Raw genomic sequence first — 14,640 nt, forward strand, 5'->3', positions numbered from 1 at the left:
CGCGGCAAGGGGCGCTACCCTCACGTTTTTGTTCATCCAGTGGTAGTCTAAGCCCCTGCCATGTCATTATTGCCCCCTTGCCCGACGACGCGGGTAGTTAACCGGATCTGAACCATCATGAGTGATGCCGAACTGAGCCTCGAAGGGGTGGAGCGTCTGCCGTTGCGCACCTTCACCGAACAGGCCTACCTCAACTATTCCATGTACGTGATCATGGATCGCGCCCTGCCCCATATCAGCGATGGCTTGAAGCCAGTGCAGCGGCGCATCATCTACGCCATGAGCGAGCTGGGGCTCTCGGCCCTGGCCAAGCACAAGAAGTCGGCCCGTACCGTGGGGGACGTGTTGGGTAAGTACCATCCCCACGGCGACTCGGCCTGTTACGAGGCCATGGTGCTGATGGCGCAGCCCTTCTCCTATCGCTATCCGCTGGTGGATGGCCAGGGCAACTGGGGGGCGCCGGATGATCCCAAGTCCTTCGCCGCCATGCGTTACACCGAGGCCCGGCTCTCCAAATTCTCCGAGGTGCTGCTCTCCGAGCTGGAGCAGGGCACAGTGGAGTGGACCCCTAACTTCGATGGCACCCTGAAGGAGCCGGCTTTTCTGCCGGCCCGTCTGCCCCATATTCTGCTCAACGGCGTCACCGGTATCGCCGTGGGGATGGCCACCGATATTCCGCCCCACAACGCCCGGGAAGTGGCCCACGCCTGCGTGACTCTGCTGGACAATCCCGCGGCCACCCTGAGCGAGTTGATGGAGCATGTGCAGGGGCCGGATTACCCTACCTCGGCCGAGATCATTACGCCGCGCGCCGATATTCGCAAAATCTACGAAACCGGCAAGGGCTCCATCCGTATGCGCGCCGTCTATCGGGTCGAGGATGGCGAGATCGTCATCATGGCGCTGCCGCACCAAGCCTCGGGGGCCCGCATCCTGGAGCAGATCGCCGCCCAGATGCAGGCCAAGAAGTTGCCCATGGTGACCGACTTGCGCGATGAGGCGGATCACGAGAACCCGACCCGCATCGTCATAGTGCCGCGCTCCAACCGGGTGGATGTGGAGCAGCTGATGCAGCACCTCTTCGCCAGTACCGATCTGGAGAAGAGCTACCGGGTGAACCTCAACATTCTGGGGCTCAACAACCTGCCCCAGGTCAAGGATCTGCGTGGCCTGTTGGTGGAGTGGCTCACCTTCCGTCGGGAGACGGTGCGTCGTCGTCTGCAGCACAGACTGGATAAGGTGGAGCGTCGCCTGCACCTGTTGGAAGGTTTGTTGGTGGCCTACCTCAACCTGGATGAGGTGATCCACATCATCCGCACCGAGGAGGATCCCAAGGCGGTGCTGATGGCCCGCTTTGGTCTCAGCGAAGAGCAGACTGACTATATCCTCGACACCAAGCTGCGCCAGTTGGCGCGGCTGGAAGAGATGAAGATCCGCGGCGAGCAGGATGAGCTGGCCAAGGAGCGGGATCAGTTGCAGCAACTGCTGGGCTCGGAGCGGCGCATGAACAGCCTGCTGAAGAGAGAGCTGCTGGCCGATGCCGAAAAATATGGCGACGATCGCCGTTCACCGCTGGTGGAGCGCGAAGAGGCCAAGGCCCTGACCGAGAAGGAGTTGACCCCCAGCGAACCGGTCACCGTCATCCTCTCCGAGATGGGCTGGGTACGTGCGGGCAAGGGGCACGAGGTGGATGTGACCGGGCTCGCCTACAAGGCGGGCGATCAGTTCCTGGCCTCAGCCATAGGTCGCAGCAATCAGCAGGCAGTTTTCCTCACTAATCAGGGCCGCACCTATGCCCTGGAGGCTCACACCCTGCCCTCGGCTCGTTCCCAGGGCGAGCCGCTGACCGGGCGTTGCACGCTCAACCCGGGTGAGCAGGCGCGCTTCGCCCTCCTGGGCAACGAGGAGGAGAAGTTCCTGATCTGCTCCGATGCGGGATATGGCTTCATATGTAGCTATGGGGATCTCATCTCCAAGAACAAGAGTGGCAAGGCTCTGCTCACGGTTCCGGCTGGGGGTGAGGTGCTGGCGCCGCAACGGTTACCGGGGGGAGAGAACAATCTCTGCCTGGTCATCAGCAACGAGGGGCGCATGTTGCTCTTCCCGCTGGCGGAGCTGCCCGAGCTGGCCAAGGGCAAGGGCAACAAGTTGATTGGCATTCCTGGAGCGCGGGTGGCAAGCCGCGAGGAGTTTGTCACCCAGGTGGCGATCGTCGGTGCCAACCAGCCTGTGACCCTGCATGCGGGCAAGCGTAAGCTGACGCTGAAACCCTCGGATCTGGAGCTCTATCGCGGTGAGCGCGGGCGGCGTGGCAACAAGCTGCCCCGAGGCTTGCAGCGGGTAGACAGAATCGAACTGGAAGGGAGTGAGGCGGCCGCCGAGTAGGTCGCCGAGCCTCCGCTCCGGTTGCGCGCGAGTTGTTGTCGAAGGGGCCTTATTGGCCCCATTTTTTTCAGGGGTGCGTTTGGATTTCCTCTCGCCTTGTGCATCGACTCCTCGATCTGTGGTCCAAAAGCGACTAGCGTAAGAGTTCTCGTCTCTGGAGGCTCTTATGACCCTATCTGCGCACCCTGTTCGCCCCGCCTGCTTGCGCCAGGTTCCGACTCTCACAGTTCTGGCGCTGGCTCTGATCGCCAGCTCCCCGGCCTTGGCGGCCACCTTTACGCCAACCAGCACCATACGGGCCGTGACAGTGCACCCTGGCCTGGCGACCATCACCCGGGAGCTGCAGCAGAGTCTGCCGGCCGGGGCGCATACTCTGCTGCTGAGTGATCTGCCCAGTGGCCTGGATGAGGCGTCGCTGCAGGTGAGCGGGCAGGGGGCCGGGCTCAAGATCGGCGCCCTGGAGGTGCGGCATGTGCAGGCCGGGGAGCTGGTGCAACCCGAGGCGAAGGCGCTGGAGCAGCAGTTGCAGCAGGTGCGTGATCTACTGGCGCAGTTGCAGGCCGAGGCGGCGGCATTGACGACTCAGGAGCAGTTTCTGCAGGCGCTGGCGGCCTCTCCGGCCCAAGGCGGCAAGGAGGGCAAGCTGCTGCCCCCCGGCGACTGGGGCGCGGCCAGCCAGGCCTTGGGGCAGGGGATGCGCGAGGTGGGGCTGGCTCGGGTCAAGTTGACGCAAGCGCAGCGGCAGCAGGAGGCCGAGGCGAGTCGTCTGGAGCGGGAGCTGCAGCGACTGCAGAGTGCGGTGCGCGAGAGCCGAACCGTGGCCATAGCCCTGGAAAGCCGTGGCGGGGAAGCCAAGTTGACCCTGCAGTACCAGATAGCGGGGGCCAGTTGGCAGCCTATCTACGAGGCGGCACTGGATACCCGCACCAAGCAACTCTCTCTGACCCGGGCGGCGCTGGTGCAGCAGGCCACGGGTGAGAACTGGCCGCAGGTGGCGTTGACCCTGGCGACCAGCCGTCCACACCAGGCTTCCCAAGCCCCTGAGCCCCAGAGTTGGTGGATTGACCTGCACGATGATAGCCAAGAGCTGCAAAAAGCGGCATTAGCCGGCGGCGCTAATATGGCTCGTAAGGAGATGGCCATGTTGGCCGCTCCGGCACCGGCTCCAGAAGCGCAAGCCGATGCCGCCGAGCCCGAGCAGGCGCTGCTGGTGAGTGGCGACTTTGTTGCCGAATACCAGATACCCGGGGCGGTATCGGTCAACAGTAACCAGGATAAACAAAGAGTGGTGCTGGCCCTGCAGCAACTGCCGGCGACACTCAGGCTACAGAGCACCCCGCGGCTTGACCCCCATGCCTATCTCTATGCCGATGTGAAAAATAGCCTGCCGGCTCCCTGGCTTGCCGGTGAGTGGCGCCTGAGCCGGGATGGCGCCTTTATCGCCACGCGCTACGAGCCCCAACTGGCCGCTGGCGACCAGCTCGCTCTGGCTTTTGGCGTGGATGACGGGGTCAAGGTGACCGTGTCGCAGCTCACTGACGAGGCGGGGGAGAGCGGCGTGATCAACAAACAGCAAACCCTGACCCGGCGTTGGAGCTACCGCTTGCAGAGCAGTCATGATCAGGCTCTGCCGCTGACTCTGCTCGATAGCTGGCCCGTGTCGCGTAACGAGCAGATCAAGGTACAGGCGTTGGATGATAGCCCCAAACCAACACGACATCAGTATGAGGATAGGCCTGGGGTGTTAGCCTGGGATCTCACCTTGCCCGCTAAAGGGGAGTTGCTGCTCAAGCCAGGCTATCGCATCGAATTTCCCTATCAGCGGCGGTTGGAGGGATTATGAGTTCCTCTGCGCGGACGCAGGTGCTCTGGCACTGTGGCGAGAGCGGAGTAGAATAGTGGCCGGAAGGGGGTGAATGCCCCCAAGCCTCTCCTATTCTGGCGGATTATGGTTTACAAGGAATTTGCATGAAAAAGTTTGCTGCATTGGGTTTACTCCCCTTGCTGATGACAGCCTGCTCCAGCGACAACGGCCTGTCAGAGCAGTATCGTTACACTCCACCTACCGCTGTAGCCAATAACAGCATGGCCGAGTTCGACAAGCCGTTCGATCTGGTTTGGGCGCGTGCCCAGCGCTGGTTTGCCGACAACCATCTGGCGTTGCAGAGTCAGGATCGGGGCTCAGGCCTGCTGGCGGCGCAGCAGGTCAACTATACCGATGGTCTGAACTTTCTCGATTGTGGCAGTGGTGGCTCCAAAGTGGCTATCGAGAACCCGACCATGAAGCTCAGCCTGATCCTCACCGAGAGCAATGGCAAAACTGTGGCCGCGTTGAGTGTCAAAGGCACCACGACCGTCGCCTATCTGGAGTCGGACGGCAGCCATGTGCCCGCCCCCTCCGTGGTGCCAGTGTGTGTATCAAAAGGCACCATGGAAAAAGATCTGCTGGCCGCCCTGGCCGACTAAGTCACACGGCATCCTCTCTCTTCAAAGACCCGGCATCAGCCGGGTTTTTTGCCTATTTTGCCCTCTTGCCGAGCCGAGGTTACCCCTAGTTAACTTCGGTCATCTGGCGCTCATTCTCTGGGTTTTCTCATGCTTTCCCGGCAGTTATACGACTTTAGTCTGTGGTCTCGCGAGTGGGACACCTGGCTTTATGGGTAACGACTGAGGCCGCTCACCAGGTGTTGACGCTATAGGCAATTAAAGCGTGATTAACCTCACTCAGAATGAGGTAATTGGCGGGTGAATTGTGAGCAAGGTGACGAATGACTCCAATTAAGAGAAAAGCGAGACCCGGCGAAATTGACTAAGAGCAATAATCTTTGGGCGCCACAGAGCGGTTCCATGGAGCCTTAGGTCTGCCAACCATCACTCGGGTCGCGCAAGGGATGAAATTGAAGCGTTTGTCAGTCAGGAGAGCAGCAAAGATGCGATTTAAACAGAGGATGTTACCCTTGAGTCTGGCTATGGGCGTGGCGTTAGCCTGCCCCCTGAGCCAGGCCGAGGTGATGGTTAACCTGTTCCAGTGGAACTATCTGGATGCGGCCAAGGAGTGTGAAACCGTGCTGGCACCCAAAGGTGTGGGTGCTATCCACTTGCTTTCGCCGGTGGAGCACGCCGCCGGGGGTGAGTGGTGGCGTGCCTTTATGCCGGTCAATCTGGATAACTTCACCACGCCGGCGGGCAATGAGGCTGAGTTCAAGAGCATGCTCAGCCGCTGTAACGCCGTCGGGGTCAAAGTCTTTGTGAACGCCCCGCTCAATCATATGGCGTTAGGCAAGGGCGTCGGAACTGGCGGAAGCACGTACGATGCCACGGCCTATCAGTTCCCGCAGTTCTCGTCTGAGGATTTCCACCATCTTGGCCCCATCCGGGATTATATGGATCGCAAACAGGTTCAGCAGAGTGATCTTGCGGGTTTGCCTGATCTGGATACGGGCTCACCCAAGGTGCAGGAGCTGTTGGCCAAGCACCTCAAGCAGCTACGTGAGTGGGGGGTATCCGGGTTTCGTATTGATGCCGGTAAACATATTGCGGCCAGTGAGTTAGCCGAGATCTTGCGCCTGGCTGGCAACCCAGAGGTTTATTCCGAGGTGATCGGAGTTCCTGGTGAACCTATCCAGCCAGCTGAATATACAGGATTGGGTCGGGTTGAAGAGTATCAGTATCCTCACAAGCTCCATACGTACCTTACTGGTCGTCTCGCTGATCTGAATGAGTTGGAGAGCGATGCAACCCTGTTGCCGGGCGCTCAGGCTAAGGTCTTTGTCACCCAATGGGATTTGGAACGTGGTTCGGGTAGTAGTTCTCTCACCTACAGGAGTGGCAGCCAGTACCGTCTGGCCAATGTGCTTATGCTGGCCTGGCCCTACGGTTCGCCCGTTATTTACTCCAGCTATCAGTTTAACGGCTATGAGGTTGGCGCCCCACAGAGCCCAGTGTGTAGTGCCGATTGGAACTGCGAACAGCGGGATCCCATGATCGCCAACATGGTGCTCTTCAACAATCTGGTTGGCCAGAATCCAGTGACCAACTGGTGGGATGATGGTGATAACCAGATCGCCTTCGGTCGTGGCGATAAGGGCTTTGTGGTCGTCAACAATAGCCAGGCGATTCTGGATCAGACGCTGCAAACCAATCTACCTGCCGGCGAGTATTGCAACATTTTGGCAGGTAACGATTACTGTAGTGGCGACTACATCCAGGTGGCGGCCGACGGCAAGGCACACGTCAAAGTCGCCCCCGGTCAGGCGGCGGCCCTGCTGGCAGGTTACCTCAGAAATGGCGAAGTGGCGTTCCCCAGCCTCAACCTGCGTGGCAGCTTCAACAACTGGGAAAATATTCCCCTGAGTCGCGATGCCAATACCGGCCTCTGGTCGGCCGATGTGTTGTTCAATGGCGAGGGTGACCTGGTGGCAGCCCAGCACTTCCGCTTCGATGTCTATGGGAATGGCGAGCTGATCTATGGCGATAACGAAGGGGATGGCATAGCCGATCAGGGTAGTCGCCACGACATCTTCTTCAATGGCATTGGCAAGTATCACGTCACTTTCAATGAGAGCGACCAGCGCTACACCCTGACCGAAATTTCCGGTGGTCTGCTGCCCCCGGTTGCCGTGGTGGATCCTCAGCAATTGACCCTGACTGCCGGGGCCAGTGTAATGTTCGATGGCCGTAAATCTACCGATGCTGATGGTAAAATCGTCAGCTACCACTGGACCATGAGTGAAAACAGCAAGTGCTCGGGTATCAAATGCGGCGAGCCCTATCCGATCCCGCAAGGGGAAGGTTCCGACACGGCCATGGTGAAGTTTGAGCAGCCTGGATTGTACGAAGTGGCGCTGACCGTGGTGGATGACTCCGGGCTGAGCTCGATCACTCGCGCTTGGATCACGGTGATCCCCCCGGAGTGGCATGACAGCATTGCAAGCAAGTTCATTTACCGTGGTACCAGCAATAGCTGGGGGGAGCAACCTCTGACCCTGGTGGCCGATAACACCTGGCAGACTGAGGTGACCTTCACCGATCGCAAGAACCAACGCTTCAAGCTGGATGCCACCCTGGTGACGGCCAACGGTGAGGAGCGGGTGTTCAGCTATGGAGACAAGGATAATAACCGTGTGCTGGACAGTAAGAGCACGGTGCAAGTGGCACCCTTCTCCGGGCGTTATAAGCTGACGGTGAACGATCTGAGCATGCGTTATACCTTGAAGCGCCTGGATAAGCCCTTCAAACAGAGCTATCCGGCTCTCTACCTCACAGGGAGCAACAACAACTGGGGCAAAAGCGCCATGCAGTTGGTGGCCGATAATACCTGGTACATCAAGACCCAGTTTGGTGGTAAAACGCCGCGTCAGTTCCGCTTGCTGGCCGACACCGGGATCCGCACAGTGGACTGCCAGTCATCAGTGACGGCCGATAAACTGGCCGCAGATTGTGGCTGTGCCAAGTCCAATCCCAAGTGCCCGCAACCCGTTATCCTGTATGGGGACAATAAGCATGATGGGATTGCCGATAAAAACGGTAAGGTCATCCCTGTCCCCACCAAGGGTGAGGTGTTGATCAAGTTTAACGAGAAGACACGTCGTTACAGCATAGAGTTGCCGTGAAACTGATGTGAGATCAGTGTGATGAAATGAGCCCCCGTTTGGGGGCTCATTGCTTGGTGCGTGTGGGGGGGTTAGGCGCGCGGCTTGGCGCTGTAGCGCAGGCTGAGCACCATGCTGCCGATGAGGATTAGCGCCACGATACCCAGCGAGATGGCGATGGGAATGTGGAACAGATCGATCAACATCATCTTGGCTCCGATAAAGAGCAGGATCAGTGCCAGGCCGTACTTGAGCAGCACAAAGCGGTCGGCAAAGTCCGCTAGCAGGAAGTACATGGCGCGCAGCCCCATGATGGCGAAGATGTTGGAGGTGAGCACGATAAACGGATCCGTGGTGATGGCGAAGATGGCCGGTATGCTGTCCACCGCGAAGATGAGATCGCTGATCTCCACCAGTATCAGGACTAAAAAGAGCGGAGTCGCGTAGCGGACGCCCTGCTTGACCACGAAGAAGCGCTCGGCATGCAGCTCGTCGCTGATCTTCATATGGCCTCTGAGCCAGCGCAGCAGCGGGTTGTTGGCCATGTCCGGCTCTTTATCCGCCATCCAGAGCATCTTGGCGCCGGTAAAGAGCAGGAAGGCGCCGAAGAGGTAGAGGATCCAGTGGAACTGGCTGATAAGCCAGCTGCCACCGAAGATCATGCCGGTACGCATGACGATGGCACCCAGTACCCCGTAGAGCAGGACCCGGCGTTGCAGCTCGATGGGTATGGCAAAGTAGCCAAACAACATCAACCAGACGAAGACGTTATCCACCGCCAGCGCCTTCTCGATGAGGTAGCCGGTGAAAAACTCCATGGCCTTCTGGTTGGCCAGCTCCCGGCCTGCATTCATATCCAGATACCACCAGATGGCGCCGTTGAAGGCCAGCGCCACGGCGATCCAGATGAGGGTCCAGATCGCCGCTTCCTTGAGGCCCACTTTATGTTGCTTACCGCCGCCGACCAGCAGCAGATCCACCAGCAGCAGGGCGAGGACTATGGCGGCAAAGCCGCTCCACATCCACCAGGTTCCTAATAGTTCCATACTTACTCCCAATAACAAAAAAGCCTGTGTCATGACGGCACAGGCTTGATGTCTGGGGTTCAGATACACCTTGCCTGTCCGGCAAGGTCTCACTCACGGTTATGCACCGCTCATTGGCCGGGTGCAAGCACCGTGATGACGACCAATGACGTAGAAGTTACTCCCCTTGTAAACGCAATGTTAATTCAACTCTGACCATCGGGCAAGTGACCCAACCATCAGTCGATGGGCTTTTTGTTTACCGGTTGGCTTAGATAGACGCCGAGTATGATGAACAGCACGCCTGCGCCCTTAAGCAGGCTGAATGATTCATGGAGCCAGGGCAGGGTGATGGCGCAGAGGTAGACCAGACCGTAGCTCAGTGCCAACAGGGGATAGGCCCGGTGCAGAGGGAGGTAGCGCAGTGCACCCAGCCAGCAGAGCAGGGAGCCCAGGTAGGCCACAATCCCGCACAACAGTAGTAACAGCTTGGGGAGTAGGTCGGGAGTGGAGAGCAGTGAATCCAGGGCTGGGAAGGTGAACAGGATAGGAGGTAACCCTATGACCCCACTTTTTAGCAGCAGTTGAGCCAGGGTGACCAGCAGTACGCTGGATAGGGCCAGAGCGTAGCCGCGTTTGCTCTCTTCAACCGTCACCTTGCCACCCCCAGCATAGAGATACCCAGCAAGATAGCCAGTGTGCCCAACCAGTGGCGGGGCGTCAGGGGCTCCTTGAACCAGTAATGGGCAGCCAGATTGACCCAGATAAAGTTGAGACTGAGCATGGGGTAGGCCAAACCGAGGGGCAGTTGTTGTAACAGCCAGATCCACAACAGCAACCCCAACCCCATGGCGGTGAGCCCGGCCACTAGCCAGGGGTTTCGCCACAGGGGGGAATGGCTCCGGGCTTGGTACTGGACCATGGCCTGCTTCTGGCAGAGCTGGCCTGCCGAGGTGAGCAGGCTGACCAAAAGTAGTAGCAGCCAGATCATGGCTGTGGCCGATAAATCAGCAGCAAGAGGCGCTGGCTGCTCAGGGTGAGATCGGCCTTAGGCCACTCTCTTGAGGCATCTGCCGCTTTATCCTGTTTGACTAACAGTGCCACCTGGCCCAGTTTGCGCGCTTGGGCCAGCCAGGACGCAAAAGCCTCGGTCTGAATATGTCGGCCTTCTCCTTCCGCTTTTTTTAGTCCATAGGTCAGCTCGCCATCGGCACCGACCAGCACTATATCGCTACGCTTGAATTGCCAGCCGAGTGTGACGGCTAAGCCCACATCATTGGAGAGCAGATAGCGGCTGGTGCCCAGTTCGTCTTGATGTGTCGTCAAGAAGCTCTCCGGCAGTTTGGAGTTGACTACGGCCAGCGGCAGGGCGGCTGGGTAGAGCAGGACAAAGAGCAGAGGGCAAAAGGCGGCGCAGCTCCACACCTTTTGACCCTGGCGCAGGCTGAACCAGGCGCACCCAGCCCAGAACAGGAAGCAGATAAGACCCAGCACCAGGCGCGGCGTCTCGTCCGGGCCGTATAGCGGTGCCTTTCCCACCACTCCCCAGCCGACCAGCCCAAGCGTCAGAGCGGTGAGCAGACCGAAGGCCAGATTGAGATAGCCATTGAGTCTGAGCACGGCGTTGCCACTGCTCTTCTCCTCAGAACCCTTTGCATGGAGCAGGGTAAATAACCGGTCGGTTAGCAGCAAAGCCCAGGGGGCGAAGCAGGGCAGGATATAGGTGACCAGTTTGCCCTGAGCCAAGCTGAAGAAGATCAGCGGCATGAGTGCCCAAGCCAATAGATAGAGGGTGCTGGCCTGCTGCGGGGTGAGCAGTTGCCTACGCTGCTGCCAGAGTCCACGAAGTGTAGTGGGCAGCAGACCCAACCAGGGGATGAGGCCGAAGATCAGGCCGGGCAGGTAATACCAGAAGGGGGAGGCGTGTTGAGCATCGGCCCCGGCAAAGCGCTGCACATGTTCAATCCAGAAGAAGTAGTGCCAGTAATCGGGGGCGCGCAGATGAACCAATATGGCCCAGGGGGCGGAGATCAGTGCGGCACTCAGCAGCGCTAGTGGGCCATATTTTATCAGCTCTAAAAAGCGTTTTTGCAACAGCATAAAGGGGGCGATGGCGACCACGGGTACCGCCAGGGCTATGAAGCCCTTGGTGAGAAACCCCAGGCCACAGCAGAGCCCCAGCAGCAGGTAATAGCCGATCCGTTCACGGTTGCTTGCGGCACGAAACGCCAGATAGAAGGCCACCATGGCGCCATTGAGCCAGAGGGTCACTAGCGGGTCGAGCAGGCTATAACTGCCGATGCCGTAGACCAGCAGGCTGGAGAGGTAGATGAGGGCGGCGGCGGTCGCCTTGCGCCGGCTTGGCCACAGCTGCCGGGCAAAATGGTAGAGCAAGAGGCCCGAGAGGGCGGTGGCCACCACGCAGGCGAAGCGTACCGCCAGATTGGTCTCCCCCAGCAGCAACTGACTCAGGCTATTGGCCCAGTAACCGGCGATAGGCTTCTCGAAGTAGTCGAGCCCCAGCAGGTGAGGTACCACCCAGTCGCCGCTTTGGATCATCTCGCGGCTGATCTCGGCGTAGCGCGTCTCATCTGGGGTCCAGAGCGGGCGCTCCGGCAGGGGCAGCAGATAGGCGATGACAAACCATAGGGGAAGTAGCCAGCGCACCTTAAGCATCATGGGTTGTATCCTCATGGAGTGGGCGATTCTGAGCCAGCTGTACGCCTAACCACCCTTCACGGCCGGGGAAGGGGGCGCGCACCAAACGCCCGGTGGGCAGGGTGGTCAGATCATCGGGCAGCAGTTCGCATAGGGGGCAGAAGTGGATGCCTAACTGACGCGCTTGCAGCAGCAGTTGACGGAACGCAGCAGCCTGGCTCATCCCTTCCACTTCGGCGTGAATAGTATAGACGGGGAGCGCCTTAGGCTCTTCCAGGGCGGTTGTCAGTTGTGCCAACAGGTAGTCATTGAAGGCGGCCGACGCTAGGGAAGGGCCCACCACCTCATCAAAGGTGGGCAGGGTGACCGGGATCTGCGGTGTTCCCGGTCGGCCATTGGCCAGCAGGGGACGAAAGGGGCCCGTGCCACGGCAATCGCTATGGTAGCGCAGGGCCAGGGGCTCTTTGGCGGCGATAGTGGTGTCATCGGCGCGCCAACCTGCCACCGCCGAACAGCTGACCACCTTGCCCACTATCTGCTCCAGCTCCCGCAGGCCGCGCTCCTGCTCCTGACGCTGCCGCGCTTCACTCCAGTGACCAGCATGGGCTTGCCACCCCTGATGATCCCAGGCGTGCAGGCCAATTTCGTGGCCGGCGTCCCGCGCCGCTCGCATGATCGCCTGGCCGTTCTGGCCTATCCGTCGCCCAGGCCAGGCGGTACCGGCTAACAAGATCTGCCAGCCATAGAGAGAGGCAGCGCCGGAGCGCAGCATCTTCCACAGGAACGCAGGTTTTAACAGGCGCCACAAGTGGCGGCCCATGTTGTCTGGCCCGACGCTGAAGAAGAAGCTGGCCTCGATGCCAGCTTCGGCCAGATCCTGCAGCAGCGAGGGCACCCCGAGCTGGGTGCCGCGCAGGGTATCTACATCGATGCGCAGGCCGACTCGGCGGCCCTTGCCTTCACTCATAAGTTGGCGTCCCGGCTGTTGGCTTCCTGAGTGGCAGCTGCGCCTTGCAGGAAGAAGTCCAGGGTCTTGGCGATCGTGCTCTCCATGTCTATGGTGGGGGTCCAGGTCAGTAGGCGCTGGGCGTTGCGGATGCTGGGCTTGCGGTGTGACACATCCTGATAGCCCTGGCCGTAGTAGCTGCGGCTCTCCACCTCGTTGAAGCCGGCGAAGGTCGGGAAGTGGTGACGCAGGGGGTGGGCCTCGAAATGCGCCAGCAGGCTCTCGGCCAGTTCGCGGATGCTGGCTTCATTGACCGGGTTACCGATATTGATGATCTGGCCGTCACACAGCCCGCCCTGGTTCTCTATGATACGGAACAGAGCTTCGATGCCATCGTCTATGTCGGTAAAGCAGCGCTTCTGGGCGCCACCGTCCACCAGCTTGATGGGGGTGCCCTCCACCAGGTTGAGGATGAGTTGGGTGATGGCCCGGGAACTGCCGATACGGGCTGAGTTGAGGGTATCCAGGCGTGGTCCCATCCAGTTGAAGGGGCGGAACAGGGTAAACTTCAACCCCTCTTTCTGGCCATAGGCCCAGATCACGCGATCCAGCAGTTGCTTGGAGACGGAGTAGATCCAGCGCTGCTTGTTGATGGGGCCAACAATGAGGCGGGAGTTATCTTCGTCGAACTCCTGGTCATCGCACATGCCATACACTTCGGAGGTAGAGGGGAAGATGATGCGCTTACCGTATTTCACACAGTAGCGCACTATCTTCAGATTCTCTTCGAAGTCCAATTCGAAGACGCGCAACGGGTTGCGGGTATATTCGATGGGGGTGGCGATGGCGACCAGCGGCAGTATCACATCGCACTTCTTGATGTGGTACTCGAGCCACTCGGTATGAATGCTGATATCCCCCTCCACGAAGTGGAAGTGCGGGTGATCGGCAAAGCGGGCTATGGCATCGTTGCCGATATCCAGGCCGTAAACCTCATACTTGCCATCGGCCAGCAGCCGTTCGCTCAGGTGATTACCGATAAAGCCGTTGACCCCCAGGATCAGCACCTTGGTGCGGCGAGCCTGGTGCAGGGTATCGCTGACCTTGGGGCCGAGACGCATGCCGACACTCAAGCCCAACTCCCGAGCCAGTTGGCTGCCGCGGACGAAGAGACCGGCTTCGCTCTGGCCTGCCGCTATCTCTAACACGTCCTCGCCACAGGCGATGCGCAATGGCTCCAGATTGAGTATGGTCCCTGGTGTTTCGGAGGTTGTTTCATGGATCACGCGCGCTTGCCAGAGGATAAGTTTGCGATCCCCAGCATAGGTGAAGGCGCCCGGGTAGGGGCGGGTAACGGCGCGGATGAGGCAGTCCAGCTCATGGGCCGGACGCTGCCAGAAGAGTTCGCCATCGGCGGCGGTGCGGCGGCCAAAGTAGCTGGCCTGGTTTTCATCTTGCGGTGTCAGCGGGATCTGCTTGGCGCGGAAGGCAGGCAGTATGCCCTCCAGCAGTTGGGCGGCAGCGTGATCAAGCTTGCCATGCAGGGTGAAGGCGGTCTCATCGGCGGCAATGATCACCTTCTGTTGTGCCACTATGGCGCCCGCATCGGGGCGGCGAGTCATCTGGTGCAGGGTGACGCCGGTTTCCTTCTCGCCCTTGACCAGCACCCAGTTGGCCGGGGCGCGGCCGCGATAGCGCGGTAGCAAAGAGCCATGCAGGTTATAGGCGCCCAGAGTCGGGATATCCAGCAACTCCTGGCTCAACATGTCGCGGTAGTAGAAGGAGAAGATCAGGTCCGGTTGCAGGGCGCGAATACGCTCGATCCAGAGGGGATGATTGACCTCCTCTGGGGCAAAGACCGGCAGATCCTGCTCGGCACACCACTCGGCGACCGAACTGAAGAAACGCTGCTCACCCGGATCATCCTTATGGGTGAAGACGGCGGCGATATCAAAACCGGCGGCCTGCAGGGCGCGCAAACCGGTACAGCCAATGTTGTGATAGGCAAAGACAACCACTTTCATGGAGTTTTCCT

General features: G+C 59.7%; 10 protein-coding genes. 4 read left to right on the forward strand and 6 right to left on the reverse strand.

Annotation, left to right across the window (positions count from 1 at the left end; all coding sequences use genetic code 11):
* The first annotated feature begins 117 nt into the window (after nt 1-117).
* From parC to ACZYTD_RS10705, 4 genes are all read left to right on the forward strand, one after another.
* Nucleotides 118-2,385: a DNA topoisomerase IV subunit A gene (gene parC, locus ACZYTD_RS10690; protein WP_463891921.1), complete on the forward strand. Its 2,268-nt coding sequence runs from the start codon at nt 118-120 to the stop codon at nt 2,383-2,385.
* Between the two features lie 166 nt (nt 2,386-2,551).
* Nucleotides 2,552-4,228: a DUF4139 domain-containing protein gene (locus ACZYTD_RS10695; RefSeq protein WP_463891923.1), complete on the forward strand. Its 1,677-nt coding sequence runs from the start codon at nt 2,552-2,554 to the stop codon at nt 4,226-4,228.
* Nucleotides 4,229-4,353: 125 nt separating this feature from the next.
* Nucleotides 4,354-4,851 (forward strand): hypothetical protein, encoded by a 498-nt coding sequence (locus ACZYTD_RS10700; RefSeq protein ID WP_463891925.1) that lies wholly within the window; start codon nt 4,354-4,356, stop codon nt 4,849-4,851.
* Between the two features lie 464 nt (nt 4,852-5,315).
* Nucleotides 5,316-7,997 carry an alpha amylase C-terminal domain-containing protein gene (locus ACZYTD_RS10705; protein ID WP_463891926.1) on the forward strand — a complete coding sequence of 894 codons (2,682 nt, stop codon included), beginning with the start codon at nt 5,316-5,318 and terminating at the stop codon, nt 7,995-7,997.
* 71 nt (nt 7,998-8,068) lie between these two features.
* Here the strand turns inward: ACZYTD_RS10705 and ACZYTD_RS10710 are convergent, their stop codons facing one another.
* From ACZYTD_RS10710 to arnA, 6 genes are all read right to left on the reverse strand, one after another.
* Nucleotides 8,069-9,022, reverse strand: coding sequence for a TerC family protein (locus ACZYTD_RS10710; protein ID WP_463891928.1), 954 nt, complete (start codon nt 9,020-9,022; stop codon nt 8,069-8,071).
* Nucleotides 9,023-9,240: 218 nt separating this feature from the next.
* The gene (gene arnF / locus ACZYTD_RS10715) at nt 9,241-9,657 is read right to left on the reverse strand and encodes a 4-amino-4-deoxy-L-arabinose-phosphoundecaprenol flippase subunit ArnF (protein ID WP_463891929.1); all 417 of its coding nucleotides are present in this window, start codon (nt 9,655-9,657) and stop codon (nt 9,241-9,243) included.
* Complete coding sequence (gene arnE / locus ACZYTD_RS10720) at nt 9,654-9,992, reverse strand: 4-amino-4-deoxy-L-arabinose-phosphoundecaprenol flippase subunit ArnE (protein ID WP_463891930.1); 339 nt, start codon at nt 9,990-9,992, stop codon at nt 9,654-9,656. Before arnE ends, arnF begins: the two co-directional genes overlap by 4 nt.
* Entirely contained in the window at nt 9,989-11,677 is a 1,689-nt protein-coding gene (gene arnT / locus ACZYTD_RS10725; protein WP_463892078.1) for a lipid IV(A) 4-amino-4-deoxy-L-arabinosyltransferase, read from the reverse strand. The genes arnE and arnT overlap by 4 nt, the downstream gene beginning before the upstream one ends.
* Nucleotides 11,670-12,626: a 4-deoxy-4-formamido-L-arabinose-phosphoundecaprenol deformylase gene (gene arnD, locus ACZYTD_RS10730; RefSeq protein ID WP_463891932.1), complete on the reverse strand. Its 957-nt coding sequence runs from the start codon at nt 12,624-12,626 to the stop codon at nt 11,670-11,672. Before arnD ends, arnT begins: the two co-directional genes overlap by 8 nt.
* The gene (gene arnA / locus ACZYTD_RS10735; protein ID WP_463891933.1) at nt 12,623-14,629 is read right to left on the reverse strand and encodes a bifunctional UDP-4-amino-4-deoxy-L-arabinose formyltransferase/UDP-glucuronic acid oxidase ArnA; all 2,007 of its coding nucleotides are present in this window, start codon (nt 14,627-14,629) and stop codon (nt 12,623-12,625) included. Before arnA ends, arnD begins: the two co-directional genes overlap by 4 nt.
* Between the last annotated feature and the right edge of the window lie 11 nt (nt 14,630-14,640).

It is taken from the genome of Pseudaeromonas sp. HNCC25DJ180 (genome assembly GCF_055413345.1).